Source organism: Pseudomonas sp. BCA17 (assembly GCF_004519405.1).
Taxonomy (GTDB): domain Bacteria; phylum Pseudomonadota; class Gammaproteobacteria; order Pseudomonadales; family Pseudomonadaceae; genus Aquipseudomonas.
Genome location: NZ_SGWI01000001.1, coordinates 1,175,401 through 1,200,299, shown reverse-complemented (window position 1 = coordinate 1,200,299; position 24,899 = coordinate 1,175,401). Strand labels below are relative to the sequence as shown.

Genomic DNA, 24,899 nt, shown 5'->3' with positions numbered 1-24,899 from the left:
TTGGCGGGCTGCCCCTTTTTTCATTCGTCGTTGAGTGCCAGTTTCATGGGCAGGCGCGCCATGCTCGTGTTCGTCAACGAGCCGAAGTACAACCAGTTGCCACATTCCCGCGCGGTGGTGATGGGCGAGTAGTTGCCCGCAGTGCCATCCTGCAGGTTGGCGATTACTTTGCCGTCGGTATCCAGCCCCAATACAAAGGCTTTGCGTTCGATGGGCTTGGGCACCACCATCAGTGCGCGCACCATCACTTTACGCAGGGTGGGATAACCGGCGAATACATCCAGCAGGGGATTACGCGGCGAATACAAGGCGACCCAGAAGCGATCGTGACCGTTGAAGCTGAGGTTGTCCGGCAGGCCGGGCAGGTTGTCGATAAACAGATCGTGACTGCCGCTGCGTTCGCCCTTGAGCCAATAACGGCTGATACGGTAGGCACCGGTTTCATTGACCAGGACATAATTTTCATCCGGGCCCAGCGCCACACCGTTGGCAAATTGCAGATGATCGAGTAGCACTTCCGTCGTGCCGTGGTTGAAGTCATAGCGCAGCAGGCGCCCATCGGCGCCATGCTCAATTACCGCTTCGCCATCCTGGCCGTAACCCCAACGGCTCGACGCGTCGCTGAAGTAGGCATAACGCCCAGCGGCATCGACGGCCACGTCATCGGTAAATCCAAAGGGCACGCCACCGGCGCTGGTGCTCAAGGTCGTGAGTTGGCGAGCGCCATCCAGGGCGAGCAGGCCCTTGATCCCATCGGCAATGATCAAGCGACCATCCGGGTGCAACGCCATGCCCAGCGGCCGCCCGCCCGTATTGGCCAGCACTTCCAGGCTCTGGCTGTCGGGCGAGGTGCGAATGATGCGCCCGTCATGCAAACCGCTGATCAGCAGGCCCTGGGCATCCAGCAGCAAAGCCTCCGGCCCGGGGATGTCCTGCGCGCCGACCTTTTGGATATGCCTGAGCCGCTGGTTCTCGGCGTACACCCCGTCTTTCAATGAGGGCGCCTTGGGCGGCGTCCAATTTACCGGCTGGACTCTGGTCGGCATCAGCAGCAGAAAAGCGATCACCGCCAGACATAGCACGAACAGCAGATGGCGCAGTTTTTTGGGACGGGTACTCATGACGACTCCTGGTTGTCGTGGGGAGCCGGCTCCCAATGGAGGGTGCCGAACAGGTAGTCCATCAGTGGCAGCACAATGTTGAAATTACGCCCCTGCATCAGCTCGCGGCGATGATGCAGGGCGTGCAGTCGGTGCATCTGGCGCACCCAGGGCAGGCGCGCTACGGGGTGTGCAACGGGCAGGTGTTCGCAAGCGTGAAACACTTCGTAAATTAAATACCCGAGGATCATGCAGCCGGCAAACAGCCCGGCGACGTTGGGGCTCAGTTGCTTGAGCAGCCACCAGGCGGGAAGGGTGATGGCCAGGCTGTGCAGCACAATCAGCCAGGCCGGGAACAGGATCACGCGCCAGTCCCTGGGGCTGCCGTACGTCATGTGGCCGGGGGTGAAGAAACTGTGGTGGTCGCCGGTGTGACGTGCGTAGAACAGCCGGGCGAAGGCGTGTTTGTGATGGCCGAGGTGACGGTGGACCAGGTAGATGCAGAGGTTGAAAAACACCAGCGTCAAAGGCACGGCCAGCCACTGCAGCGGGCTGATGTTCGCCGTGGAGGACCACGCCAGGGTAATGCATGAAATGCCGTAGCCCAGCACGAAACCGGCATGCAGCCAAGGGTTGTAATGCGGGCTGACGTCGGCGCGGTAGCGGGCGCGAAAGGTTTCGGTGGGATGGGCCATGACGAGCTGCTCGGTGTTTTTTTGTTGGAGCCTGAGCTTAGTTGGTGCTCGAAATTGTGCGAATTTTTGCAGGCGATGCGATCGGAGTGTGGGAGGGGCTTGCCCAACCGGTCAGTTGAGGCGCAACGCTGTCACTGTGGCGAGGGAGCTTGCTCCCGCTGGACTGCGCAGCAGGCCCAGTCTTTTTCAAACCCAAAGCTGGGGCCGCTACGCGGCCCAACGGGAGCAAGCTCCCTCGCCACAGGTTACCCGTTGTCCGCTCTATCGCTTGACTGACCGGCATTGGGGCTTGCCCCCGATTGCGGTGTGTCAGCCACAGGTATTGGTTGATTCAAATCAGTGGATCCCAGCGCTGGGACCAGTCATTTTCGACCTTGACTACGCCGCGCAACAGTTCCAGCGCCTGCTGCAACACTGCCGAATCCCGCGCCCGCGAATACACCAGGTAAGTCGGGAAACTGAACTCGGGTGCCTTGGGCACGCGCTGCATGACGCCGCTGTCCAGGTAGCTCTGCACCACGCGGGTCCGGAAGTAGCCGGCGCCGCCATTTTCCAGGATGTATTGCAGCGCCAGCGGCCCGAGGTTGAAGCTCAGGGCGGCACGTGCCTTGTCGGGCAGGGCGGCGTCGTGCTGCTGGCGAAAGCCCGGGCCCCAGTCGATATACACATACGGGTCCGGCTTGCTCACCAGTTGCACCAGGATCAGTTTTTCTTCGAGCACCTGCTCCACCTGCAACCCTGGCCAGTATTGCGGTTGGAATACCAGGGCAGCGTCCAGCACACCCAGTTCGAGTTGACGCAGCAGGTATTCGCCTTCGCGCACTTCGGTGCGCAGCGCGTACCCCGGAATCCGTTCGCGCAGAACCCGAGCCCAGCCGAGCATCAGCGGGGCGCACAGGCTGACTTCACCACCGATGTGCAGCACGTTGCGATAGCCGTCCGGCAGCGGCAGGTCGCGCCGCGCGGCTTCCCAGGTTTGCAGCAGCTGGTTGGCGTAAGCCACAAATGCCTCGCCATCGGCGGTCAATCGAGCCCCTGCGCGGTTACGCACAAACAGCGTGCTGCCCAATTGGCTCTCCAGGCTTTTAACCCTTGCGGTAATGGCGGTCTGGGTGACGTGCAACTTCTCGGCCGCGGCGGCCAGGCTGCCGCAGCGGGTGATTTCGAGGAAGGTGCGTGCCAGTTCGATGTCCATGGAGGCCCTCATTCAGATGAAGGGCCATTGTAGAACATGCGGTCAAGTGCGGGCGTCGGCTTATTCCCAGGTGCCGGGATCCAAGCAGCGTGCGGTGGCGGGCGGTTGATGGCCATACACCAGAAAATCTCCCAGCCAACGGGTAACACATCCATCGCTGCCGGACCGGGCCGACGCCTTGAGCAGCAATTGCTCGACACCCGGAACGCTTGCTTCACCCTGCCAGGCGTCGACCAGCACCATGCGCGCAACGCGCTCGGGAAACAGCGTGCCGTAGCGATTACCGAGCCGGGTGCCCTGGGCGTTACCCAGATAATACAGCCGGGCCTCACCCAATTGTTCGCGCACGTATTCCATGTCGCGTGCTGCCTGTTCGAGTGCATTCGGGGCATCGAGGTCTCGCAGGCTCAATTCGATGACGTCATATCGGTCGACCAGTGTGCGATAGGCCGGGGTGGCGTAAGACTCCCAGCGGCTGACCTGGTGCAAGGCGAACGTCGTGCGTTTGACGGTGTGCGGCTCGCCGGCCTGGATGAACACCGCGCCTGCCCGATTGAGCGGTTGCCGCGCGCCGACACGGGTCAGGTTCAGGCGCATGCGGCCGCGTCCGGGCGCGGCATGGTCGCGGGGTACGCTCACCTGGCCGCATTGGGTGCGTTCAAGCACCTCGGGATCCAGCCGTTCAACCGCGGGGAAGGGACAGTCCAGCAGCCAGTCAATCGCGGTGGGCGCGATCAGGGGTTGGGCATGGGCCGCCTGTGCTATCCACCATAAGCAGGCACCTGCCAGGCTTTTTACAAGAACACTGGGTTTCATCGAGAGGTCCCGGGCAGCCGTGTGATGGCGGCTTTTTTACCAAGGACCTGAGGTTATAAAATGTAGGGAGAGAAAACGGTTCGTGTAAGAAACAGGAGTTTCGTTTATCGGATGTCTGTACTCCAACCGCCGCCCAGGGCTTTGTACAAGGCAATGCTGGCTTGCAGGCGCGACAATCGCAGTTGCACGTTCACGTCCTGGGCGGCGTACAGGGTGCGCTGGGTTTCCAGCACTGTCAGCAGGTCTTCGGCGCCGGCCTGGTAGCGGCTTTGCGCGATCTGGAATGCCGTCTGGGCCTGCTGCAGTTCTTCGGCTTGCCACTGCCGCTGCTGGTCCAGGCGCGTGATGGTGCTGAGGGCTTTTTCCACATCGGCGAAGCCGTTGATGATCGCGCCGCGGTAAGTCTGCAACAGCTCATCCTGGCGCGCGCGGGCTTTGTCGCGTTCGGCGGTTAAACGGCCATGGTTGAAAATCGGTGCGACCAGTCCGGAGGTCAGGTTGTAGAACGGGCTGCGCAGGATCTCTTCTGCCCTGGACGACGCCGAGCCCAGCGTGGCGCCCAGGGTCACGGTAGGCAGCATCGCCGCACGGGCGACCGTGACGTCGGCGCTGGCTGCGGCCAATTGCGCTTCGGCCTGGGCGAGATCGGGACGGCGGCTCAATAGCTGGCTGGGCACGCCGGCACCGATGGCCGGCCAGGTCAGGGCCTGGAACGGTTCGCTGCCCAGGTCCAGGGCTTGCACCGGCTGGCCGAGCAGCGTGGCGAGGGTGATCCGCGATTCCTCGGCCACCTGCTGGATCAACGGCAGTTGCCGCTGCTGGCTGGCCACCAGGCTTTTCTGCTGTGCCAGTTCCAGGGCGGTGGCGGAGCCGGCGTCAAAGCGGGTTTGCACCAGGTTCAGCACGTTGCGCGCATTCGTCAGATTCAACTCGGCAATCTGCAGGCGTTGGCGTGCGGCAAGGGTTTGCGCGTAGCGGTCGGCCACGTTGCTGAGCAGCGTCAGTTCCACGGTGGCCTGGTAGAACTCACTGGCGCGCAGGGCATACAGCGCACTGTCCCGGGCGGCGGCGCGGCCACCCCAGAAATCCAGCTCATAACTGGCGGTAAGGTTGGCGCCGAAATCGTCCACGGTCTTGTCGTTTTCGGTGGCATCCAGCGACGAGTTACCGCTGCCGTGCAGCAGTTTTTCACGGCTGGCGGTCAGGTTGAATTTTACCTCGGGCCACAACGGCGCTCCGGCTATCACTGCACTGGCCTGTGCCTGGCGCACCCGTGCCATGGCGGCGGCCACGTCGAAACTGTCACGGCGCGCCTGGTCGATCAGACGGTTGAGTGACGCGCTACCGAACTGCGTCCACCAACGCTGGTTACTCGCCTGGGCCGCCTCACGTTCCGCGTACTGCCAGGCGGTTGGCGGCGCGATGCCGTTGTCCACGGCAGGCGGGTTGCCGCTGCAGGCGCTGAGCGACAGGCACAGGCTGAGCACAGAAAGCGGGAATGGTTTATTCACTGGTCAACGCCTTAACCGGATCGAGCCGGGCTGCTTTACGGGCCGGCATAAAGCCGAATACGACACCGGTGACCAGCGCACAGCCAAACGCACCCGCCACCGCCACCAGGGAAAACTGCACCGCCACCTGGGCCAGCACCAGCACGCCACCCACCAGCAGCGCCAGGCCGATACCGCACAGGCCGCCGACCACCGAGAGCATCACCGCTTCGGTGAGGAACTGGCGCAGGATGTCGCGCTGGCGCGCACCCGTCGCCATGCGGATGCCGATTTCGCGGGTACGTTCGCGCACAGTCATCAGCATGATATTCATCACGCCGATGCCGCCCACCAGCAGTGAAATCGCGGCGATCGAGCCGAGCATCAGCGACAGGGTGTTCTGCGTCCGGGCTTCGGCCTGGATCATGGCGGCGTTGTTGGTCAGGTGATAATCGGACTTGCCGTGGTGCAGGCGCTTGAGCAACTGGTCGATGGCCTGCTCCGCGTCGTGCACCCGGCTGGCGTCGGCGGCGGCGATCACCACGTATTCCGGGTTGTAGCTGCCAAACAACCGGATGCTCGCGGCGGAGTAGGGGATAGCGATGCGGTCATCACTGTCTTTGTTGCCGGAGCTGGAGCCCTTCTCCTGCAGCACGCCCACCACCTGGAACGGCACGTTTTCGATCAGGATGTATTGGCCGATCGGGTTGATCAGACCTTTGAACAGTTTGTCGCGCACCCGGGCGCCGATCACCGCCACCGTGGCGGCGTTACGCTCGTCGGCTTCGGTGAAGTAGCTGCCTTCCACGACCGGCCAGTTGAAAATGCCCGGGAACTGCGTGTCGTTGCCGCCCACGTAGGCCATGTAGTCGATATTGCCGAAGCGTACGCCGGCTTCGGCGCCGTTGACGGGCATGATCCGCTTGACCTGCGGCAGGGTGGCCAGGGCCGCCACGTCCTGGGGGGTAATGATCCCCAGCGGCGTACGCGGGTTCGGCGACGAACCACTGACATACAAAATGTTCGAGCCGAAGGCGCCCATTTGCGCCATCACCTGGCGCTTGCTGCCTTCGCCCACCGCCAGCATCACCACCACCGAGGCGACGCCGATGATGATCCCCAGCAAGGTCAGGGCCGTGCGAAAACGATTGATCCACATCACCCGCCACGCCGCGCGTATGGCGTCGAGCAGCTCGGCCTTCCAGGCACCGTTGTGTTCGGCGCCGTCAGCCAGGCGCTGGCGCAGGTCCACGGCTTGCAGAGCGCCGGCCGCGGGGGCGGGGGCTGTGGTGTGGGTATCGGCCGAGTCACTGATGATCAGGCCGTCGCGAATCTCGATGATACGGTTGGCGCGTGCGGCCACATCCCGGTCGTGGGTGATCAGGATCACCACGTGGCCCTGGCTCGCCAGTTCGTCCAGCAAGGCCATCACCTCGGCACCGCTGTGGCTGTCGAGGGCGCCGGTGGGTTCGTCGGCGAGGATGATATGCCCGCCGTTCATCAGCGCCCGGGCAATCGACACCCGTTGCTGCTGGCCCCCGGAAAGTTGGTGCGGGCGGTTGCCGGTGCGCTCGGCCAGGCCCAGGCGCGTGAGCAGGGCGTTGGCTCGCGCACGGCGTTCGTCGGCGCTGATACCGGCGTAGATCGCCGGCATCTCGACGTTTTCCTGGGCGGAGCCCGACGGAATCAGGTGATAGCCCTGAAACACAAACCCGAACGCCTCGCGGCGCAGCCAGGCCAGTGCATCGCTGTCCAGGTGCGCGACATTTTCGCCGGCAAACAGGTACTCGCCCTCGGTGGGGCGGTCCAGGCAACCGAGGATATTCATCAGCGTGGATTTGCCGGAGCCGGACGCCCCGACGATGGCAACGAATTCCCCGGCATGAATCGACAGGTCGATGCCGCGCAGCACGTCGACTTGCGGGCTGTCGCCGCCACCGTAGGATTTGCGGATGTGCTTGAGTTCGATCAGGGGTGTGCTCAACTCAGCCCCCATTGCTATCGGCCGGGCCGATCAACAGGTGATCGCCTTCGCGCAGGCCATCCAGCACCTCGACGCGCAGGCGGTCACTGATGCCCAGGCGCACTTCGCGGTCTTCGACAGTGCCGTTTTCCGCCACCACCCGGGCGATCTGGCGGTCGGCGTTGGCGCTGCCCTGCAGGGCGGCGACGGGCACGGTCAGGGCGTCCTTGACCTGGCTGGCGACGAAAAACACCTGGGCGGTCATCTCGGCCATCAGCGCGTTATCGGCGTTGTCTACATCCAGCAGCACGGTGTACAGCACCACGCGGCCACTCCCGCTTTTGCTTGTGCTGCTGGGGCTGCCACCGCCCTGGCTGGTCTCATTGAGGGGCTTGGGCGGGATCGGCAGGATCTGGCGCACGGTGCTGGTCCAGCGCCGGTTGCCGCCGCTCAACGTGGTGAAGTAGGCCGTCATGCCGGGCTTGACGTGGCCGATGTCCGCTTCTGAAACCTCAGCCCATACCGTCATCGGCGACAGCCTGGCGATCCGCAGGATCAACGGCGTCTGCTGCTGGGCGTTGAGGGTCTGGCCGACGCGGGCGTCCACGGCTACCACGGTGCCATCCATGGGCGCGAAGATCCGCGTATAGCCCAGTTCGGCTTCGTCACTGCGCAGGCTGGCCTGGGCCTGGCGGATCTGCGCCTGGAACATGTCGACCCGCGCCTGGGTGGCACTCAGTTCGGCCTGGGCGGTCTGCACATCTTCTTCGCGGGTGGCATTGCCGGCGGCCAGGCGTTGCTGGCGCTGGTACTTCTGGCGCGCCAAGGCGTGCTGGGCTTTTTGCTCCTGCAACTGAGCCTTGAGGTTTTCGATGGCGTAGCGACTGGCATCGAGCTTGGCTTTTTGCGTGGAGGGGTCGATCTCCACCAGCAACTGGCCGGCCTTGACCTGATCGCCGGCCTCGACGTGGATCTTCTGGATTTGCCCGGAAGCCTGGGCGCCGACGTCTACATAACGTCGGGGTTGCAGGGTGCCGAGGGCGGTGACGCTGTTTTCGATACTGCCGCGGGTTACGGTGACGGTCGCGAACGTATCGCGGCCCGGTGGAAGGACCTGCCAGGCTGCAGCCGCGATGATGGGAATCAGGCACGCGGCGATAAGCAGGGCGCGTCGGGCAGGTCGAGGGCGTTTCATGCGTAGGTTCCAGCCAGTCAGGATCGGGGCGCAGTCGCGCAGAGCTGACAGTTAAACGAGGAAATTGGCTGGAGATTTAGGCGGTTACACAAGCGGTTACAGCTTGTGTGAAGAAAAAAAACGACCGTTGGTGCGAGACCTGTTTAAAAGTAGATGAGAATTACTATAAATTGCACGCACTCAAACTGCTATCACTGAATGGCTGCACTTGTAGGCGCGAGCACCTGATGCCGCCATGTGTCTGTCGGGAGTCATGTTGGAAAACTACTATCGCGAGCTGGTGTGTTTCCTCAACGCCAAGCTGGGCAACCGTCAGGTGGCCGAGGATGTGGTGCATGACGCTTATGTCCGCGTGCTGGAACGCTCCAGTGACACGCCGATCGAGCAGCCACGCGCGTTTCTGTACCGCACCGCACTTAACCTGGTGATCGACGGCCATCGACGCAATGCGTTGCGCCAGGCCGAACCCCTGGAGGTGCTCGACGGTGAAGAGCGCTTCGCCACGGATTCTCCGCACATCAGTCACGACCAGGGGCAGCGCCTTGAAATGCTCGAGCGCGCCCTGGCCGAGTTACCGGCCACATGCCGCGACAGCTTCCTGCTGCGCAAACTCGAGGGCCTGTCCCACCTGCAAATTGCCGAACGCCTGGACATTTCTCGCAGTGTGGTGGAAAAGCACATCGTCAATGCCATGAAGCATTGCCGGGTGCGGATGCGTGAGTGGGAAGCGCACTGATCGCCGATCAGTTAAATTTTATTTCATTGTCCTCGTTTCCTATCAACACACGACCTGATGTTCGGGTCTTGAAGGTATTCCCGCCCCACCGCCAAGGGGCTTATCCAGAGGACACTGGAATGACACAGGCAATTGCTTCGCCCGCGGTTCACGACCTGATCGGTATCGGTTTCGGCCCTTCGAACCTGGCGCTGGCCATCGCCCTGCAGGAGCGCGAAAAGGCCCAGGGCAAACTGGATGTACTGTTCCTGGACAAGCAGGCTGACTACCGCTGGCACGGCAATACCCTGGTCACCCAGAGTGAATTGCAGATTTCCTTCCTCAAAGACCTGGTGACCTTGCGCAACCCCACCAGCCCTTACTCCTTCGTCAATTACCTGAAGGCCCACGACCGCTTGGTGGATTTCATCAACCTGGGCACCTTCTACCCATGCCGCATGGAGTACAACGACTACCTGCGCTGGGTGGCCGGGCAGTTCCAGGCCCAGGCTCGCTACGGCGAGGAAGTCTTGGCCATCGAGCCGATCCTGCATCAGCAGCAGGTTGAAGCGCTGCGCGTGATTTCCCGCGATGCCGTGGGCGAGCAGCATGTACGCACCGCCCGCAACGTGGTGGTGAGCCCAGGTGGTACGGCGCGTGTGCCTGAAGCGTTCAAAGGCCTCAAGGATGACGGGCGGGTGTTCCACCACTCCCAATACCTGGAACGCATGGCCACCCAGCCGTGTGTCGAAGGCAAGGCAATGCGCATCGCAATCATCGGCGGTGGCCAGAGCGCGGCCGAGGCCTTTATCGACTTGAACGACAGCTTCCCGTCGGTGCAAGTCGACATGATCCTGCGCGGTTCGGCGCTCAAGCCCGCCGATGACAGCCCGTTCGTCAACGAAGTGTTTTCGCCGGCCTTCACCGACCTGGTGTTTCAGCAAGTCGGTGCCGAGCGCGAGCGGCTGGTTGCCGAGTACCAGAACACCAACTATTCGGTGGTAGACCTGGACTTGATCGAGCGCATCTACGGCATCTTCTACCGCCAGAAAGTCTCGGGTATCGCCCGCCAGGCGTTCCGCACCATGACCGTCGTGGAAAAAGCCACCGCCAGCGCGCTGGGCATCGAACTGGTCTTGCGCGACAACGCCACCGGCGACACCCTCGTCAACCATTACGACGCCGTCATCCTCGCCACCGGTTATGAGCGCCAGCAACACCGCGAGCTGTTGGCGCCGTTGCAAGCCTACATGGGCGACTTCGAAGTGGCCCGTGATTACCGCATCATCACGGATGAACGTTGCAAGGCTGGCGTCTACATCCAGGGCTTCAGCCAGGCCAGCCATGGTTTGAGCGATACCTTGCTGTCGGTGCTGCCGATTCGTGCGGATGAAATTGCGGCGTCGCTGTTTGAGCATGATCGCCATCGCGGCACGGGGCATTCGGTGCAGGACCTGTTGTTGGCCACCGCCAGCTGACAAGCTGCACTTGTGACACGGTGGGCTGCCTGATACTGTACAAAAAACCAGTATCGGTAGCCCTCCATGCAGTTGATCGAAAAACTCAGCATCCTCGCCGACGCCGCCAAGTACGACGCTTCCTGCGCCAGCAGTGGTGCGCCCAAGCGCAGTTCCGAGGGCAAGGCCGGGCTGGGTTCCACCGACGGCATGGGCATCTGCCACAGCTACACCCCGGACGGGCGCTGCGTGTCATTGCTCAAGGTGTTGCTCACCAACTTCTGCCTCTATGACTGCCAGTATTGCGTCAACCGTCGCTCCAGCGACGTGCCCCGCGCGCGCTTCAGCCCCGAGGAGGTGGTCACCCTGACCCTGGACTTCTACCGGCGCAATTGCGTCAGCGGGCTGTTTCTCAGTTCCGGCATCATCCGTTCGGCCGACTACACCATGGAACAGTTGGTGCGCGTGGCCAAGCTGCTGCGAGAAGAGCATGACTTTCGCGGCTACATTCACCTCAAGACCATTCCTGAAGCCGACCCCGCGCTGATCGCCGAGGCGGGGCGATATGCGGATCGCCTGAGCGTCAATATCGAATTGCCCACCGACGCCAGCCTGCAAACCCTGGCGCCGGAGAAACAGATCGGCTCGATCAAGCAGGCGATGCGCACCATCTACACCGGCGAGCAGACCGTACTCAACGAGCCCCGGGCGCCGCGCTTCGCCCCCGCCGGGCAGAGCACGCAGATGATCGTCGGCGCCGATGACACCGACGACAGCACCATCCTCCATGGCGCCGAAGCGCTGTATGGCAACTTCAAGCTGCGCCGCGTTTATTACTCGGCCTTCAGCCCCATTCCCAACAGCCCGAAAAGTGTGCCACTGGCGGCACCACCGCTGATGCGCGAGCACCGCTTGTACCAGGCCGACTTCCTGTTGCGCAGCTACGGTTTCAGCGCCAACGAGCTGTTTGAAGGCCCAGGCCACCTGGCGTTGGATATCGACCCCAAGCTGGCCTGGGCCCTGGACAACCGCGACGTGTTCCCCCTGGACCTGAACCGCGCCGAACCTACGTTGATCGCGCGCATCCCCGGCATTGGCTTGCGCACCACCCAGCGCCTGGTGGACTTGCGCCGTGAACGCAAGATCCGCTTCGAAGACCTGGCGCGCATGCGCTGCGTGCTGGCCAAGGCCAAGCCGTTCTTCATCACCAGTGATTACCACCCGCAACAGGCCGACAGCACCAGTGTGTTGCTGCGTGAACAACTGCGCGACCGTCCGCAGCCGCAACAAATGGGGTTATGGGGATGATCAGCCTGGAATGCGACAACCTGTTCAGCACCTGGCGCGAACAGGCGCGCTGGTTGCTCAGCCATCAGGTCGACCCGAGCCAGGTGAGTTGGTGCGAGGCAGAGGTGGCCGATCTGTTTGCCACCGATGAGCCGGTTCCTGCCGGGCTGGGTCCGTTCCAGGCGCGAATTCCCAAGACACTGCTGGCGTTGCTGGAGTCGGCTGCCCGTTACCACGGCGACCAGCGCTGGAGCCTGCTGTATGAAGTGCTGTGGCGAGTCAGCCATGGTGACCGCACGGCGATGATGGCGGGGGACAAGTTGGGCAGCGAGTTGCAGCGACGGATCAAACAGGTAAGCCGTGAGGCCCACCACCTGCATGCATTTGTCCGCTTCATTGCGCTGCCGGCCGAGGCGGGGTCGCAGCTTCCGGAGTATGTCGCGTGGCATGAGCCGGCCCATGACATTCTGGAAAGTGCCAGCCAGCATTTTATTGGACGCATGGGGCGCCATCGCTGGATGATCGCCACGCCGCTGGATGGGGTCTATTACGACGGCGAGCAGTTGATCCATCAACGCGAATGCCCCGAGGCCTGGCGACAACTGGCGCAGAATGTCGAAGACCCCCACAGCGGCATGTGGCTGACCTACTACAGCCATATCTTCAACCCGGCGCGCCTGAACCCCAAAGTGATGGAAGGGCACTTGCCCAGCCGTTTCTGGAAGAATCTGCCGGAGGGCAAATTGATACCGGGGTTGATCAGCGAAGCGCGGACGGGGAAACAGAAGGATGGTCAGGCGAAGTTGATTGGCGCCAGGCCGGGCAAGAGAATCTCAAGCAGCCACGGTTAAAAGTGTGGGAGGGGGCAAGCCCGCTCCCGCGTTTGATCAGAGTGTTTGGGGCGTGGCGCTCACGCCAGCTCGGTGGCGGTGTTCTTCACTACTGCCAACTCCGGGTGCGCCACCAACTTATCAATGTGCAACTCATCATTGTTCAGCCAGGTCTCGGTCAAGACGCGGTAATGCTCCATATCGCGGCAGCGCATGCGCAGGCTGTAGTCGAACGGCCCGCTGATCAGTTGGCATTCGAACACTTGCGGGCAGGCTTTGACGCACGCTTCGAAAGCCTTCTGCGCCGAACGCCCGCTTTGGTTGGACAACGCCACCAGCACCAGCAGCGATAGCCCCGGCGAGACCATCTGTACATCGATGATCGCCCCATACCCGCGAATCACCCCGCGTCGCTCAAGCTTGCGCACCCGTTCCAGGCATGGCCTGGGCGTCAGGTGCACCAGCGACGAGAGCTTTTCGTAGGTGATACGCCCCTGATGGCGCAACACATCGATGATCGCCTCATCGATGCGATCCAGCGCAGGGGAAGAATGGGGTCCGTTGGCCTTGGTATCCATGAGTTCACTTCAAACGGTTGGAAAGAAATTGCTGCAAGCGTTCGCTGCTGGGGTGGTCGAGGATGTCGGCGCCGCCTTGTTCCTCGACCCGGCCCTGGTGCAAAAACAGCACTTGGCTGGACACCTGGCGGGCAAAGCCCATTTCGTGGGTGACCATCAGCATGGTACGACCTTCCTCAGCCAACGTCTGTATGACTTTGAGGACTTCTCCTACGAGTTCTGGGTCCAGCGCGGAGGTCGGTTCATCGAACAGAATAATCTCGGGTTCCATCGCCAGTGCCCGCGCAATGGCCACGCGTTGTTGCTGGCCACCCGATAGAAACGCCGGGTATTGATCCGCCACGCGGCCCGGCAGGCCGACTTTGTCCAGGTACAGCCGGGCGCGTTTCTGCGCCTCGGCGGCGCTTACGCCCAGTACCCGTCGCGGGGCCATGGTGATGTTTTCCAGCACGGTCATGTGGCTCCACAGGTTGAAGTGCTGAAACACCATGGCCAGGCGTGTGCGCAGGTTTTGCAGTTGCGCCTGGTGCGGCGCGCGGGTGCCGGCGCGGTCGGGCTGCATTTCGATGCTGATGCCGTCCAGGGTGATGACCCCGGCGTCCGGCTGTTCGAGAAAATTGATGCAGCGCAGCAGGGTGCTCTTGCCCGAGCCGCTCGCGCCGATCAGGCTGATCACGTCGCCGTTGCGGGCGTTGAGGGACACGCCCTTGAGCACTTCGTGTTCGCCGTAGCGTTTGTGGACGCCTTCGACTTGCAGCTTGATGGCTGTGGTTGCGGATTTGGCCATGGGCACATCGATGGGGTAAGCGGCCAGGGCCTGCGCAGACTGATTCATGGGTTAGCCTCGGGTAGAAACAAGGAAGCGCATCCAGCGACGTTCGGCCAGTCGAAACAGGCCCACCAGTGCAAAGGACAGCAGCATGTACAGCAGGGCGGCGATACCGAACGCCTGGAACGTCAGGAACGTCTCGGCATTCGCATCGCGGGCCACCTTGAGGATGTCGGCGACGGTGGCGGTGAACGCCAGCGAGGTGGCGTGCAGCATCAGGATCATTTCATTGCTGTAGGCCGGCAACGCGCGCCGCAATGCCGCCGGCACCACCACGAACAGATTGAGCCGCCAGCCATGCAGGCCATAGGCGCAAGCCGCTTCGATTTCGCCGTAGGGAATATTGCGGATCGCCCCGGCGAAGATTTCCACGGTGTAGGCGCAGGTGTTGAGCACAAACGCCAGCAGGGTGCAATTGAGTGCATTGCGGAAAAACTGGTTGAGCAGCGCGTTGTCTTGCACCACTTCCAGGCTGTACAGCCCGGTGTAGCAAATCAGCAGTTGGATGTACAACGGCGTGCCGCGAAACAGGTAGGTGTAGACCTCCACCGGCCAGCGCAGCCAGAAGCGTTCCGAAACGCGGGCCAGTGCCAGTGGTATCGACAGTACAAACCCCAGCACCACCGAGACAATGAACAGCCACAAGGTCATGGCCACGCCGGACAGGCCCGTTCCATCGCTGAACAGGTAGGCCAGGCCGTATTGCTGGAACAGTTCGATCATCGCGCCATCCCCTTGATGCCGAGGTTGTAGCGCCGTTCGAGGCGCTTGAGGATACGGTTGGACAAGGTGGTGATCACCAGATAGACGAGGCCGGCGAGGATCAGGAAATACAACGGTTCGTTGGTGGTCTTGCCGGCGTTCTGTGCGGCTTTGACCAGATCCGACAAGCCGATGATCGACACCAACGCCGTGGATTTGAGCAGCACCAGCCAGTTGTTGCCCAGGCCCGGCAGGGCGAAGCGCATCAATTGCGGGAACAGCACCAGATGAAAACGCTGCCAGCGGCTCAGGCCGTAGGCGGTCGCGGCTTCCAGCTGGCCGACCGGCACGCTGAGGATCGCGCCGCGAAAGTTCTCGGTAAAATACGCGCCATAGATAAAGCCCAGGGTGATGACCCCGGCGGTAAACGGGTCGATTTCAAAGTAGTTCCAGCCGAACACTTCACTCAGGTCGTTGAGCCACAGTTGCAGGCTGTAGAAGATCAGCAGGATCAGCACCAGGTCCGGCACGCTGCGGATCAAAGTGGTGTACAGCGTAGCCGGCACGCGCAGCCATTTGGCACTGGACAGTTTGGCGCCGGCGGCAATCAGGCCGAGGGTCAGGCTCAGGGCCAGTGCCAGGAATGCCAGCTTAAGCGTCATCCACGCGCCTTGAGCCAGCATCGGGCCGTAGCCGTGCAAGTTGAGGAATTCATTCATGGGGGGATCTCTAAAGGGCGCAGACATACCCTGCGGGAACCGGCGCATGTGGCTGGGGCTTGCGTCCGATAGCGGCAGCTCAGTCAATGCGTGTCGACTGGCGCGCACTCATCGGGGAGCAATCCCCTCCCACACACGTGTTCTCCCGCAGGCGCAGCGTTGGCATCACTCGTGGTAGATGTCCTGATCGCCGAAGTACTTCTTCTGGATCTGCGCATAAGTGCCATCGGCCTGCACGGCGGCGATGCCCTTGTTGATCAGCGCACGTAATTCCTGATCGTTCTTGCGCAGGCCCATGGCGATATCCAGCGGCAGGGTCGGGTCCTTGAAGGCCGGGCCGGTCTTGAAGTCGGCGCCTTCAGGCTTGGACAGGAAGTTGAGCTGGGCTTCGAGCTTGTCGGTCAGGGTGGCATCGAGGCGACCATTTTGCAGGTCGGCGTAGTTCTGTTCCTGGGACTGGTACGCCTTGATCTGCGCCCCCAGCCTGGCCAGTTGCGCACGGGCATAGGCTTCCTGCAGCGAGCCTTGCAGCACGCCCACCTGTTTGCCTTTCAACGATTCCGGGGTGTCGCCGAAGTCGGCGCTTTTGCGGGTGATCACCGACGTCGGGCTGAGGAACAGCCGGTCGGTGAAGTCGATGACCTTCTCGCGTGCCGGGGTCACGGCCATGGATGACATGATCGCGTCGAACTTGCGCGCTCGCAGGGCCGGGATCATGCCGTCGAATTCGTTATGTACCCAGGTGCATTTGACCTCGAGCTTGGCGCAGATTGCATTGCCCAATTCAATATCGAAGCCCTGCAGGCTGCCATCGGCGGCCACGGACTCGAAGGGGGGATATTCGGGGAACACGCCGAAGCGGATTTCTTTCCAGTCTTGGGCCTGGGCGGCGGTGGCGCACAGTGGCAACAGCAATGCAGCGAAGAGTGATCGCAGTGGCGTCATGGTGGAGTCCCTATATTTTGTAATTGATGTCAGGGGCAGTCATAAAGGTGAAATAAATCTTTGTCGTCGGCGCAGAGAATGCTCCATGGTGGTGCGTTTTTTGTGTCGTTTACCCCGTGCATAAAGCGCGAATTGCGCTGTTAAAAAGTGCAATGCAGCGGAATCGGCTGTTGCACGCGCTGAATCGGCTTTTCCGGGGGAAAGTTCTGGCCTGCCTCGGGCTTGAAGCGGCAGGCCAGAGCGGTCTCAGGCGCGCTTTTTCTGCTGTGCCGCCGGTTGCTGGGCCAGGCGCGCATACAAGTCTTTCGGGTTGGTCAGGTCCGGCACCAGCTCCAGTTCGCGGCCTACGTCCAGGGCCTTGGCCACATCCAGCACGTAGCGCAGGGCCGAATAGTCTTCGATGGCAAAGCCCACCGAGTCGAACAGGGTGACTTGTCGCGCATTTTCGCGGCCCGGCTTCTGGCCATTGATAACCTGCCACAGCTCGGTTACCGGCGAGTCTTCCGGCATGTGCTGGATTTCCCCTTCGATGCGGCTCTGCGGTTCGTATTCGACGATCACCCGGGCGCGCTCGACGATGCGTCGGTCCAGCTCAGTCTTGCCCGGGCAATCACCGCCCACGGCATTCAGGTGCATGCCCGGTTCGATCATGTCGTCGGTGAGGATGGTTGCGTAGGCTTTGTCGGCGGTCACGGTGGTGACGATGTCCGCACCTTTCACCGCTTCGGCCACGCTGCCGGCCAGGATCACCTTGATTGCCGGGAACGCTTTGAGGTTGGCGGCGAGTTTGGCGGTGGCCTTGGCGTCGATATCGAACAGGCGGATTTCATTGATACCGAGCATGGTGTGGAACGCCAGGGCCTGGAATTCACTTTGCGAGCCGTTACCGATCAACGCCATGCTGCGGCAGTTGTCGCGGGCCAGGTAGCGAGCCACCAGTGCCGAGGTAGCGGCGGTGCGGATCGCGGTGGTCAGGGTCATTTCCGCCAGCAGTACCGGCCGGCCGGTATCCACATCGCCCAGGGCACCGAAGGCCATCACTGTGAGCATGCCGGCCTGGGTATTTTTCGGATGGCCGTTGACGTATTTGAAAGCGTACAGCGAAGCGTCGGATACCGGCATCAACTCGATCACGCCGTCCGGCGAATGGTTGGCCAGGCGCGCGCATTTTTCGAAATCCTGCCAGCGCAGGTAGTCGGCGCGGATGTACTCGGCCATTTCGCTGATGCAGGTTGGCAGGCCTTTCTGCGAGACCAGGTAGCAGAGGTCGTTGACGTCGATGTAACGGGTCATGGCAAGACTCCTTATTGAAATGAGGGGCGGGCAGGCAGATGCACTTCCGCCAGCATGCAGCGGGCGCTGCCGCCGCCGATGCGTTCGATGTTGTCGATGTTCACCACCACCGGGCGGGCGTGACGCTCCACATGCTGGCGTTGCGTCGGTTGCAGGGCGCCCCAGGCGCTGGCGGACATCACCAGCAGGGGCTGGCCGTCGCGGTCGTGCACTTCGAGCATGTTGCCGGCGAAGGCTTCGAGCTGGTCGAAGTCGAGGCCGAGGATGTCCTTGCCGGTGTCGCGCAGGGAGCGTTCCAGGGCCCGGCGTTCGTCGGCATCGGGCAAGGCGTGCAGGCACACCACCGAGAGGTCGCGGCCGACGCTCATCATCACGTTGCTGTGGTAGATCGGCGTCTGGTGGCGGTCGACGGCATGGAACACGCACAACCGGTAGTCGAGGCGTTCGGCAAACTGGCGCAGGGCGTCTTGATGAGTACGCCCGGAGTGGCAGGCGTAGCTGATGCGGTGCTGGCGGTCGAGCACCATGCTGCCGGTGCCTTCGAGAAAGATGTTCTGTTGTTCCAGGTGGCTCAGGTCGATGGTGTGGTTGATCGCAAAGCGCTGCTCCAGCACTTGCAGCACACCCTTGTTGCGTTCCAGTCGTCGGTTCTGGCCTTCCATCGGGTACAGCACCAGGCTGCCGTCGGCGTGGCTGCTCCACCAGTTGTTGGGAAAGATCGAGTCGGGCGTGTGAGGCGCCGGCGTGTCCTGTACCACCAGTACTTCCACGCCGTGGTTGCGCAAGGTATCGACATAACCGTCGAACTCTTCCAGCGCTTTCTGCTGCGCACCGAACGGGTCGAGGGGCGGACGTTGGAAGCGATTGTTGATCGCGGTGTCCGGGTTAAAGGCAAAGCGCGCCGGGCGGATCATCAAGACAGTGTTGGTGGTTTGCATGGGTGCACGAAATCCATGGGGTGAACTGTGGCGTTATTTTGTGCGTTGTGCCGGGTGAATCCCGGCTGAAACAGCGGGACGCCTCAGCCGGGAAAGCTGAAAAGGGCAGTGAGACAGCCGAATCGGCTGCCGCGTTTGAAATGGGCTCGAATCGGGCAGGGGCGGCGTGCCGGTCAAAAAAATCACTGATCTGGCGCAATCGGGAGCAAGCCTCCTTGCACCTTGGTATTGTGGCGTCTGCCATAACGCCGTCAGCCAGGAGAGATCATGTCTACCGCTGTCCGTCTTGCCCAAACCTCCGATGCCGAGGGGATCAGTCAGGTCATCCTGGCTGCCTTGTACAGCAGCAATGCGCAGGATTACCCGGCCGAGGTGATCGCGCGGGTCGCGAGCAACTTCACACCGGATGCGGTGTTGGCATTGCTCAAGCGCCGGGTCGTGCTGGTGGCGATTCAAGATCAGATGATCGTGGCCACCGCAGCCCTTGATGCCAATGTGGTGCGTTCGGTGTTCGTCAACCCGAGCCTGCAAGGGCAGGGGATTGGCCGGCTGTTGATGATTGAAATCGAGCTGCGCGCCCGCGAAGCCGGAGTGACCACCCTGAGCGTACCTTCCTCGCTGACGGCCGAACCGTTCTACACCAAGCTGGGTTTTCATACCGTGCGCGATGTCTATCACGGCAATGAACGCACCTTGGTGATGGAAAAATCACTGTCCTCCCGCCATCCCATCGGCCCCTACCGTGACCGCCAGCACCGCGCGCAAGTGGTTGCGCTGTGGCAGCAAGCGTTTGGCTATGACACTGCCCATAACCTGCCGACGCTGGCGATTGATAAGAAACTGGCGGTCAACGATGGGCTGTTCTTCGTCGCGACGGATAAAAAGGCGGTGATAGGGACAATCCTTGCCGGGTACGACGGCCATCGCGGCTGGCTGTATTCGGTGGCGGTGCACGCGGACTATCGGCGCCAGGGCCTGGGCGCCTCGTTGGTGCGCCATGCGGAGCAGGCGCTGACGGCGCTGGGCTGCATGAAGATCAACCTGCAGATCACCGGCGGCAATGAGGGGGTGGTGGGGTTTTATGAGGCGTTAGGGTATGGGGTGGAACCAAGGATCAGCATGGGCAAGAAGATCGCCGCGAATATCCCGTCCCCATCCTGAGAACACTGCAGATTAAATGTGAGAGGGAGCAAGCCCCTCCCACATACGCTTTGCTGAGCTGCGGGCTCCGGCTTAGACCTTGACGATCCAACCCGCCGGCGCTTCAACTTCGCCGGTCTGCACGCCGGTCAGCTCTTTGTAGAGCTTCTGGGTGATCGGGCCGACTTCGGTCTCGCTGTGGAATACATGCAGCTTGCCGTTGTACTGGATGCCACCAATCGGCGAGATAACTGCGGCAGTACCGCAGGCACCGGCTTCCTTGAACTGATCCAGCTTGTCGATGAACACTTCGCCCTCGACCACTTCCAGGCCCAGTCGGGTCTTGGCCAGTTCGATCAGCGACAGGCGAGTGATGCCTGGCAGTACCGAAGGCGACTTCGGCGTGATGAACTGGTTGTCGTGGGTGATCCCGAAGAAGTTGGCCGAACCGACTTCTTCGATTTTCGAATGGGTCAGCGGGTCCAGGTAGATCGCGTCGGCGAAGCCGGATTTCTTCGCCTCGGAGCCCGGCATCAGGCTGGCGGCGTAGTTGCCACCGACCTTGGCGGCACCGGTGCCCTGTGGGGCGGCGCGGTCGAAGGTGGAAATCTGGAAGTTGTGTGGCACCAGGCCGCCCTTGAAGTAGGCGCCGACCGGGATTGCGAATACCGAGAAGATGAACTCCGGCGCGGTGCGCACGCCGATGTTGTCACCGGTACCGATCACGAACGGGCGCAGGTACAGCGCGCCGCCGCTGCCATACGGCGGAATGAACCGCTCGTTGGCCTTGACCACTTGCTTGCAGGCATCGATGAACACGTCGGTCGGCACATGCGGCATCAGCAGGCGCGCGCAGCTGCGTTGCATGCGGGCGGCGTTCTGGTCCGGGCGGAACAGGTTGATCGAGCCGTCCTTGCAACGGTAGGCCTTGAGGCCCTCGAAGCACTGCTGGCCATAGTGCAGGGCGGTGGAACCCTCGCTGATGTGCAGCACGTTGTCGTCGGTCAGGGTGCCTTCTTGCCAGTCGCCGTTTTTCCAGACCTGGAGAAACCGCTTGTCGGTCTTGATGTAGTCAAAGCCCAGCTTGTCCCAATTGATGCTCTCGTTACCCATGACACCCTCTAATCTCTGGTCAAGTCGGTTTTTTTCTGAATGGGCACAACAATACTGCATTCTGGCTGTGTGTGGGAGCGGGCTGATAGTGGCGAGGGAGCTTGCTCCCGCTCGACTGCGTAGCAGGCGCCAGCTTTTAGGGGCGCCTCGCACCCCAGCGGGAGCAAGCTCCTTCGCCACAAAGCCTTTCCGGTCAAAGGTGCAAGGCATGCCCCAGTGCCCGTAGCGCGGCTTCCTGCACCGCTTCACCCAGGGTCGGGTGGGCATGGATGGTGCCGGCCACGTCTTCCAGGCGCGCGCCCATTTCCAGGCTCAGGCCGAAGGCGGTGGACAGTTCGGACACACCGACGCCCACCGCTTGCCAACCGACGATCAGGCGGTTGTCACGCCGCGCCACCACCCGTACGAAGCCGGTTTTCGATTCCAGGGTCATGGCCCGGCCATTGGCTGCAAACGGGAAGCTCGAGACGATGCAATCCAAGCCTGCTGCCTTGGCCTCATCCGGGGTCTTGCCGACCACCACCAATTCGGGATCGGTAAAGCACACCGCGGGGATTGCCGCCGGGTTGAACTCACGGTGTTTGCCGCTGATCAGTTCGGCGACCATTTCGCCCTGGGCCATGGCCCTGTGCGCCAGCATCGGCTCGCCGCTCAGGTCGCCGATGGCCCATACGTTGCGCATGCTGGTCTGGCAATGCTGGTCGATCTTGATCGCCGACCCGTTCATCGCAAGGTTCAGCGCCTCGAGGTTCCAACCCTGGGTGTTGGGTTTGCGCCCTACGGCCACCAGCACCTGGTCAGCTTCCAGTGACAGCCTCTCGCCGAGCGGGTCACGCACTTGCAGGCGGTTGTTTTCAAACCCGGTGACGCTGTGCTTGAGATACAACTTCACGCCCAACTGCTTGAGCGCTTCCGCCACCGGCAGTGTCAACTCGCTGTCATAGGCCGGCAGGATCCGCTCCTGTGCTTCGACCACACTGACCTCGGCACCCAGCTTGCGGTAGGCCGTGCCCAGCTCCAGGCCGATATAACCCCCACCCACCACGATCAAGCGCTTGGGCACATGGGTGGGTGCCAACGCTTCGGTGGAAGAGATGACCGGGCCACCCAACGGCAACATCGGCAAGTTGACGCTTTTCGAACCGGTGGCCAGCAGCAGGTGTTCGCAGTGAATGCGCTGCTCGCCCACCTCGATGGTCTTGCCGTCCACCACGTTGGCCCAGCCATGGATCACCTGGACCTTGTGCTTTTTCAGCAACGCGGCGACGCCGGTGGTCAGGCGGTCGACGATGCCGTTTTTCCATTCCACGCTTTTGCGGATGTCCAGGGTCGGTACATCCACTTCGATACCCAACTGCGAACCCTGGCTGTGATGCACGGTTTGCTGGAACTGCTCGGCCACATGGATCAGGGCCTTGGATGGGATGCAGCCGATGTTCAGGCACGTCCCGCCCAGCGCCTGGCCTTCCACCAGAATGGTCGGGATGCCCAACTGGCCGGCACGGATCGCGGCTACATACCCGCCGGGGCCGCCGCCGATAATCAGCAGCGTGGTGTGCAATGTCTGAGTCATGCCGTTACTCCAGGAACAGGCTGGCGGGTTGTTCGAGCAGGCCACGAATGGCCTGGATGAATTGCGCCGCGTCCATGCCATCGACCACGCGGTGATCGAAGGAGCTGGAGAGGTTCATCATCTTGCGCACCACGATCTGGCCCTTGATCACCATCGGCCGCTCCACAATGCGGTTGACGCCGACAATCGCCACTTCCGGCAGGTTCAGCACCGGCGTGCTGACGATACCGCCCAGGGCGCCCAGGCTGGTCAAGGTAATGCTTGAACCGGACAGCTCATCGCGGCTGGCCTTGCCGTTGCGCGCGGCTGTGGCCAAACGCGCGATTTCTGCGGCATTGCCCCACAGGCTGCGAGCCTCGGCGTGACGCACCACCGGCACCATCAGGCCCACGTCGCTCTGGGTAGCGACACCCACATGCACCGCGCCAAGGCGGGTGATGACCTGGGCTTCGTCGTCGTAACGCGCATTGATCTGCGGGAAGTCGCGCAGTGCCACCACCATCGCACGCACGATAAACGGCAGCAGGGTCAGCTTGCCACGCGTGGCGCCGTGCTTCTCATTGAGGTGCACGCGCAATTCGTCCAGGGCGGTGACGTCGATTTCTTCCACGTAACTGAAATGCGCGGCGCGCCGGGTCGCCTCCTGCATGCGCTGGGCGATCTTGCGGCGCATGCCGATCACCGGGATCTGTGTTTCGTCGTTGCGTTCGGCGTAGGGGTTGGCTGCCGTCGATGCTTTCGCCGTCCCTTGTTGCAGGTAGGCGTCGAGGTCTTCGTGCAGGATCCGGCCGGCCGGGCCCGTGCCCTGGACCAGGCGCAGCTGGATACCCGCGTCCAGCGCATGCTTGCGCACGGCGGGGGAGGCCAGGGGGCGCTCACCGGCATCGCGGGCGACGGGCGCTGCGGCAGGCTTGGCCGGCGCCTTGGTTTCAACCACGACGGGGGCCGGCTTGGCTTCGATAACGGGAGCCGGCGCCGCCTTGACGGGCTCAGCCGCTACCGGCACATCCTTGGTGTTCCCCGCGCCTTCCACTTCAATGCTGATCAGAATACTGCCCACGGCCATGACCTCGCCCGGCTCGCCGCCGAGGGAAATCACCCTGCCGTGCACCGGCGAGGGAATGTCCACCATCGCCTTGTCGGTCATCACATCCGCCAGCACCTGGTCTTCGACGACCATGTCGCCGACCTTCACATGCCACACCGACAGTTCCACTTCCGCGATGCCTTCGCCAATGTCCGGCATCTTGATAACGTGCGTGCCCATTCAGACCTCCATGACCCGTTTCAACGCCGCGCCCACTCGGGACGGCCCTGGGAAATACGCCCACTCCTGCGCGTGCGGGTAGGGGGTGTCCCAACCGGTGACGCGCTCTATCGGCGCTTCCAGGTGATGGAAGCAATGCTCTTGCACCAACGACACCAGCTCGGCACCAAAACCGCAGGTGCGCGTGGCTTCATGCACCACCACGCAACGACCGGTCTTTTTCACCGATTTGACGATGGTTTCCAGGTCCAGCGGCCACAGGCTGCGCAGGTCGATGACCTCGGCGTCGATGCCGGTTTCTTCGGCGGCAACTTGCGACACATACACGGTGGTGCCGTAGGTCAGCACAGTCACGGCGGAGCCCGGGCGCACGATAGCGGCCACGTCCAGCGGCACGGTGTAGTAACCGTCCGGCACTTGCGCTTGCGGATGTTTTGACCACGGCGTGACGGGACGGTCGTGGTGCCCATCGAACGGGCCGTTGTAGAGGCGCTTGGGCTCGAGGAAGATCACCGGGTCATCGTTTTCGATCGAGGCGATCAACAGGCCCTTGGCGTCGTAAGGGTTGGACGGCATCACCGTGCGCAGGCCGCAGACCTGGGTGAACACCGCCTCGATACTCTGGCTGTGGGTCTGGCCACCGTAGATGCCGCCGCCGCAGGGCATGCGCATGGTCAGCGGCGCGGTGAACTGGCCGGCCGAGCGGTAACGCAGGCGGGCCGCTTCCGAGATGATCTGGTCAGTGGCGGGGTAGACGTAGTCGGCGAACTGGATCTCGGCGACCGGGCGCAGGCCATAGGCGCCCATGCCCACGGCCACGCCGATAATCCCGCTTTCCGAGATCGGCGCGTCGAACACCCGCGAACTGCCGTACTTGTTCTGCAACCCTTCGGTGCAACGGAACACGCCGCCGAAGTAACCGACGTCCTGGCCGAACACCACCACGTTGTCGTCACGTTCGAGCATCACATCCATGGCCGAGCGCAGGGCCTGGATCATGGTCATGGTGGTGGTGGTCATGGCGGTTTCCAATTCGATGCTGTTGTTGTGATCGTTCAT

General features: G+C 62.4%; 23 protein-coding genes. 5 read left to right on the top strand and 18 right to left on the bottom strand.

Features of this window, described 5'->3' with window-relative positions; all coding sequences use genetic code 11:
* Positions 1–20: 20 nt before the first annotated feature.
* From EXW71_RS05495 to EXW71_RS05460, 7 genes are all read right to left on the bottom strand, one after another.
* Positions 21–1,121: an SMP-30/gluconolactonase/LRE family protein gene (locus EXW71_RS05495; RefSeq protein ID WP_134656672.1), complete on the bottom strand. Its 1,101-nt coding sequence runs from the start codon at positions 1,119–1,121 to the stop codon at positions 21–23.
* Positions 1,118–1,795, bottom strand: a complete 678-nt coding sequence (locus EXW71_RS05490) for a sterol desaturase family protein (RefSeq protein WP_134656671.1) — start codon at positions 1,793–1,795, stop codon at positions 1,118–1,120. The genes EXW71_RS05495 and EXW71_RS05490 overlap by 4 nt, the downstream gene beginning before the upstream one ends.
* 331 nt (positions 1,796–2,126) lie before the next feature.
* Positions 2,127–2,990: a LysR family transcriptional regulator gene (locus EXW71_RS05480; protein WP_134656669.1), complete on the bottom strand. Its 864-nt coding sequence runs from the start codon at positions 2,988–2,990 to the stop codon at positions 2,127–2,129.
* A 60-nt stretch (positions 2,991–3,050) separates the two neighbouring features.
* Entirely contained in the window at positions 3,051–3,806 is a 756-nt protein-coding gene (locus EXW71_RS05475; RefSeq protein ID WP_134656668.1) for an alpha/beta fold hydrolase, read from the bottom strand.
* 104 nt (positions 3,807–3,910) lie between these two features.
* Entirely contained in the window at positions 3,911–5,317 is a 1,407-nt protein-coding gene (locus EXW71_RS05470) for an efflux transporter outer membrane subunit (protein WP_177421566.1), read from the bottom strand.
* Positions 5,310–7,292 (bottom strand): MacB family efflux pump subunit, encoded by a 1,983-nt coding sequence (locus tag EXW71_RS05465; protein WP_167659635.1) that lies wholly within the window; start codon positions 7,290–7,292, stop codon positions 5,310–5,312. The genes EXW71_RS05470 and EXW71_RS05465 overlap by 8 nt, the downstream gene beginning before the upstream one ends.
* Positions 7,282–8,454 carry an efflux RND transporter periplasmic adaptor subunit gene (locus tag EXW71_RS05460; protein ID WP_134656666.1) on the bottom strand — a complete coding sequence of 391 codons (1,173 nt, stop codon included), beginning with the start codon at positions 8,452–8,454 and terminating at the stop codon, positions 7,282–7,284. The genes EXW71_RS05465 and EXW71_RS05460 overlap by 11 nt, the downstream gene beginning before the upstream one ends.
* A 253-nt stretch (positions 8,455–8,707) precedes the next feature.
* Here EXW71_RS05460 and EXW71_RS05455 point away from each other — a divergent pair, with 253 nt between their 5' ends.
* From EXW71_RS05455 to EXW71_RS05440, 4 genes are all read left to right on the top strand, one after another.
* Complete coding sequence (locus EXW71_RS05455; RefSeq protein ID WP_134656665.1) at positions 8,708–9,190, top strand: sigma-70 family RNA polymerase sigma factor; 483 nt, start codon at positions 8,708–8,710, stop codon at positions 9,188–9,190.
* 119 nt (positions 9,191–9,309) lie between these two features.
* Positions 9,310–10,647 carry a lysine N(6)-hydroxylase/L-ornithine N(5)-oxygenase family protein gene (locus EXW71_RS05450; protein ID WP_134656664.1) on the top strand — a complete coding sequence of 446 codons (1,338 nt, stop codon included), beginning with the start codon at positions 9,310–9,312 and terminating at the stop codon, positions 10,645–10,647.
* A gap of 66 nt (positions 10,648–10,713) precedes the next feature.
* Positions 10,714–11,934, top strand: a complete 1,221-nt coding sequence (locus EXW71_RS05445) for a putative DNA modification/repair radical SAM protein (RefSeq protein ID WP_123716964.1) — start codon at positions 10,714–10,716, stop codon at positions 11,932–11,934.
* A complete protein-coding gene (locus EXW71_RS05440) occupies positions 11,931–12,764 on the top strand; it encodes a TIGR03915 family putative DNA repair protein (protein WP_134656663.1) in 834 nt (277 codons plus the stop codon). Before EXW71_RS05445 ends, EXW71_RS05440 begins: the two co-directional genes overlap by 4 nt.
* Positions 12,765–12,823: 59 nt before the next feature.
* On the opposite strand, the gene EXW71_RS05435 is transcribed toward EXW71_RS05440, so the two are convergent.
* The 7 genes from EXW71_RS05435 to ctlX all read right to left on the bottom strand — a co-directional run bounded on the left by EXW71_RS05435 (position 12,824) and on the right by ctlX (position 18,747).
* Positions 12,824–13,321: an Lrp/AsnC family transcriptional regulator gene (locus EXW71_RS05435; protein ID WP_029296543.1), complete on the bottom strand. Its 498-nt coding sequence runs from the start codon at positions 13,319–13,321 to the stop codon at positions 12,824–12,826.
* A 4-nt stretch (positions 13,322–13,325) separates the two neighbouring features.
* The gene (locus tag EXW71_RS05430; RefSeq protein ID WP_305955820.1) at positions 13,326–14,156 is read right to left on the bottom strand and encodes an ABC transporter ATP-binding protein; all 831 of its coding nucleotides are present in this window, start codon (positions 14,154–14,156) and stop codon (positions 13,326–13,328) included.
* A 3-nt stretch (positions 14,157–14,159) separates the two neighbouring features.
* Positions 14,160–14,873 carry an ABC transporter permease gene (locus EXW71_RS05425; protein ID WP_123716966.1) on the bottom strand — a complete coding sequence of 238 codons (714 nt, stop codon included), beginning with the start codon at positions 14,871–14,873 and terminating at the stop codon, positions 14,160–14,162.
* Complete coding sequence (locus EXW71_RS05420; RefSeq protein WP_134656662.1) at positions 14,870–15,571, bottom strand: ABC transporter permease; 702 nt, start codon at positions 15,569–15,571, stop codon at positions 14,870–14,872. The genes EXW71_RS05425 and EXW71_RS05420 overlap by 4 nt, the downstream gene beginning before the upstream one ends.
* A gap of 165 nt (positions 15,572–15,736) precedes the next feature.
* Entirely contained in the window at positions 15,737–16,516 is a 780-nt protein-coding gene (locus EXW71_RS05415; protein ID WP_123716968.1) for an ABC transporter substrate-binding protein, read from the bottom strand.
* 246 nt (positions 16,517–16,762) lie between these two features.
* A complete protein-coding gene (locus tag EXW71_RS05410; RefSeq protein WP_134656661.1) occupies positions 16,763–17,809 on the bottom strand; it encodes an ornithine cyclodeaminase in 1,047 nt (348 codons plus the stop codon).
* An 11-nt stretch (positions 17,810–17,820) separates the two neighbouring features.
* Positions 17,821–18,747 (bottom strand): citrulline utilization hydrolase CtlX, encoded by a 927-nt coding sequence (gene ctlX / locus EXW71_RS05405; RefSeq protein ID WP_134656660.1) that lies wholly within the window; start codon positions 18,745–18,747, stop codon positions 17,821–17,823.
* Between the two features lie 267 nt (positions 18,748–19,014).
* Here ctlX and EXW71_RS05400 point away from each other — a divergent pair, with 267 nt between their 5' ends.
* On the top strand, positions 19,015–19,908 hold the full coding sequence (locus EXW71_RS05400) for a GNAT family acetyltransferase (RefSeq protein WP_134656659.1): 894 nt from the start codon (positions 19,015–19,017) through the stop codon (positions 19,906–19,908).
* A gap of 72 nt (positions 19,909–19,980) precedes the next feature.
* Here the strand turns inward: EXW71_RS05400 and EXW71_RS05395 are convergent, their stop codons facing one another.
* From EXW71_RS05395 to EXW71_RS05380, 4 genes are all read right to left on the bottom strand, one after another.
* Positions 19,981–21,000, bottom strand: coding sequence for a branched-chain amino acid aminotransferase (locus EXW71_RS05395; RefSeq protein WP_134656658.1), 1,020 nt, complete (start codon positions 20,998–21,000; stop codon positions 19,981–19,983).
* 193 nt (positions 21,001–21,193) lie between these two features.
* Positions 21,194–22,573 (bottom strand): dihydrolipoyl dehydrogenase, encoded by a 1,380-nt coding sequence (gene lpdA / locus EXW71_RS05390; protein ID WP_134656657.1) that lies wholly within the window; start codon positions 22,571–22,573, stop codon positions 21,194–21,196.
* 4 nt (positions 22,574–22,577) lie between these two features.
* A complete protein-coding gene (locus tag EXW71_RS05385; RefSeq protein WP_134656656.1) occupies positions 22,578–23,840 on the bottom strand; it encodes a dihydrolipoamide acetyltransferase family protein in 1,263 nt (420 codons plus the stop codon).
* Entirely contained in the window at positions 23,841–24,899 is a 1,059-nt protein-coding gene (locus tag EXW71_RS05380) for an alpha-ketoacid dehydrogenase subunit beta (RefSeq protein ID WP_060756808.1), read from the bottom strand.

Bases quoted from the DNA above. Each gene is read 5' to 3' on its own strand.
- EXW71_RS05420 (WP_134656662.1), bottom strand. From the start codon at position 15,571: ATGAATGAATTCCTCAACTTGCACGGCTACGGCCCGATGCTGGCTCAA.
- ctlX (WP_134656660.1), bottom strand. From the start codon at position 18,747: ATGCAAACCACCAACACTGTCTTGATGATCCGCCCGGCGCGCTTTGCC.
- lpdA (WP_134656657.1), bottom strand. From the start codon at position 22,573: ATGACTCAGACATTGCACACCACGCTGCTGATTATCGGCGGCGGCCCC.
- EXW71_RS05490 (WP_134656671.1), bottom strand. From the start codon at position 1,795: ATGGCCCATCCCACCGAAACCTTTCGCGCCCGCTACCGCGCCGACGTC.
- EXW71_RS05480 (WP_134656669.1), bottom strand. From the start codon at position 2,990: ATGGACATCGAACTGGCACGCACCTTCCTCGAAATCACCCGCTGCGGC.
- EXW71_RS05440 (WP_134656663.1), top strand. From the start codon at position 11,931: ATGATCAGCCTGGAATGCGACAACCTGTTCAGCACCTGGCGCGAACAG.
- EXW71_RS05460 (WP_134656666.1), bottom strand. From the start codon at position 8,454: ATGAAACGCCCTCGACCTGCCCGACGCGCCCTGCTTATCGCCGCGTGC.
- EXW71_RS05435 (WP_029296543.1), bottom strand. From the start codon at position 13,321: ATGGATACCAAGGCCAACGGACCCCATTCTTCCCCTGCGCTGGATCGC.
- EXW71_RS05380 (WP_060756808.1), bottom strand. From the start codon at position 24,899: ATGAACGATCACAACAACAGCATCGAATTGGAAACCGCCATGACCACC.
- EXW71_RS05425 (WP_123716966.1), bottom strand. From the start codon at position 14,873: ATGATCGAACTGTTCCAGCAATACGGCCTGGCCTACCTGTTCAGCGAT.
- EXW71_RS05455 (WP_134656665.1), top strand. From the start codon at position 8,708: ATGTTGGAAAACTACTATCGCGAGCTGGTGTGTTTCCTCAACGCCAAG.
- EXW71_RS05415 (WP_123716968.1), bottom strand. From the start codon at position 16,516: ATGACGCCACTGCGATCACTCTTCGCTGCATTGCTGTTGCCACTGTGC.
- EXW71_RS05400 (WP_134656659.1), top strand. From the start codon at position 19,015: ATGTCTACCGCTGTCCGTCTTGCCCAAACCTCCGATGCCGAGGGGATC.
- EXW71_RS05450 (WP_134656664.1), top strand. From the start codon at position 9,310: ATGACACAGGCAATTGCTTCGCCCGCGGTTCACGACCTGATCGGTATC.
- EXW71_RS05430 (WP_305955820.1), bottom strand. From the start codon at position 14,156: ATGAATCAGTCTGCGCAGGCCCTGGCCGCTTACCCCATCGATGTGCCC.
- EXW71_RS05445 (WP_123716964.1), top strand. From the start codon at position 10,714: ATGCAGTTGATCGAAAAACTCAGCATCCTCGCCGACGCCGCCAAGTAC.
- EXW71_RS05475 (WP_134656668.1), bottom strand. From the start codon at position 3,806: ATGAAACCCAGTGTTCTTGTAAAAAGCCTGGCAGGTGCCTGCTTATGG.
- EXW71_RS05395 (WP_134656658.1), bottom strand. From the start codon at position 21,000: ATGGGTAACGAGAGCATCAATTGGGACAAGCTGGGCTTTGACTACATC.
- EXW71_RS05465 (WP_167659635.1), bottom strand. From the start codon at position 7,292: ATGGGGGCTGAGTTGAGCACACCCCTGATCGAACTCAAGCACATCCGC.
- EXW71_RS05410 (WP_134656661.1), bottom strand. From the start codon at position 17,809: ATGACCCGTTACATCGACGTCAACGACCTCTGCTACCTGGTCTCGCAG.
- EXW71_RS05495 (WP_134656672.1), bottom strand. From the start codon at position 1,121: ATGAGTACCCGTCCCAAAAAACTGCGCCATCTGCTGTTCGTGCTATGT.
- EXW71_RS05385 (WP_134656656.1), bottom strand. From the start codon at position 23,840: ATGGGCACGCACGTTATCAAGATGCCGGACATTGGCGAAGGCATCGCG.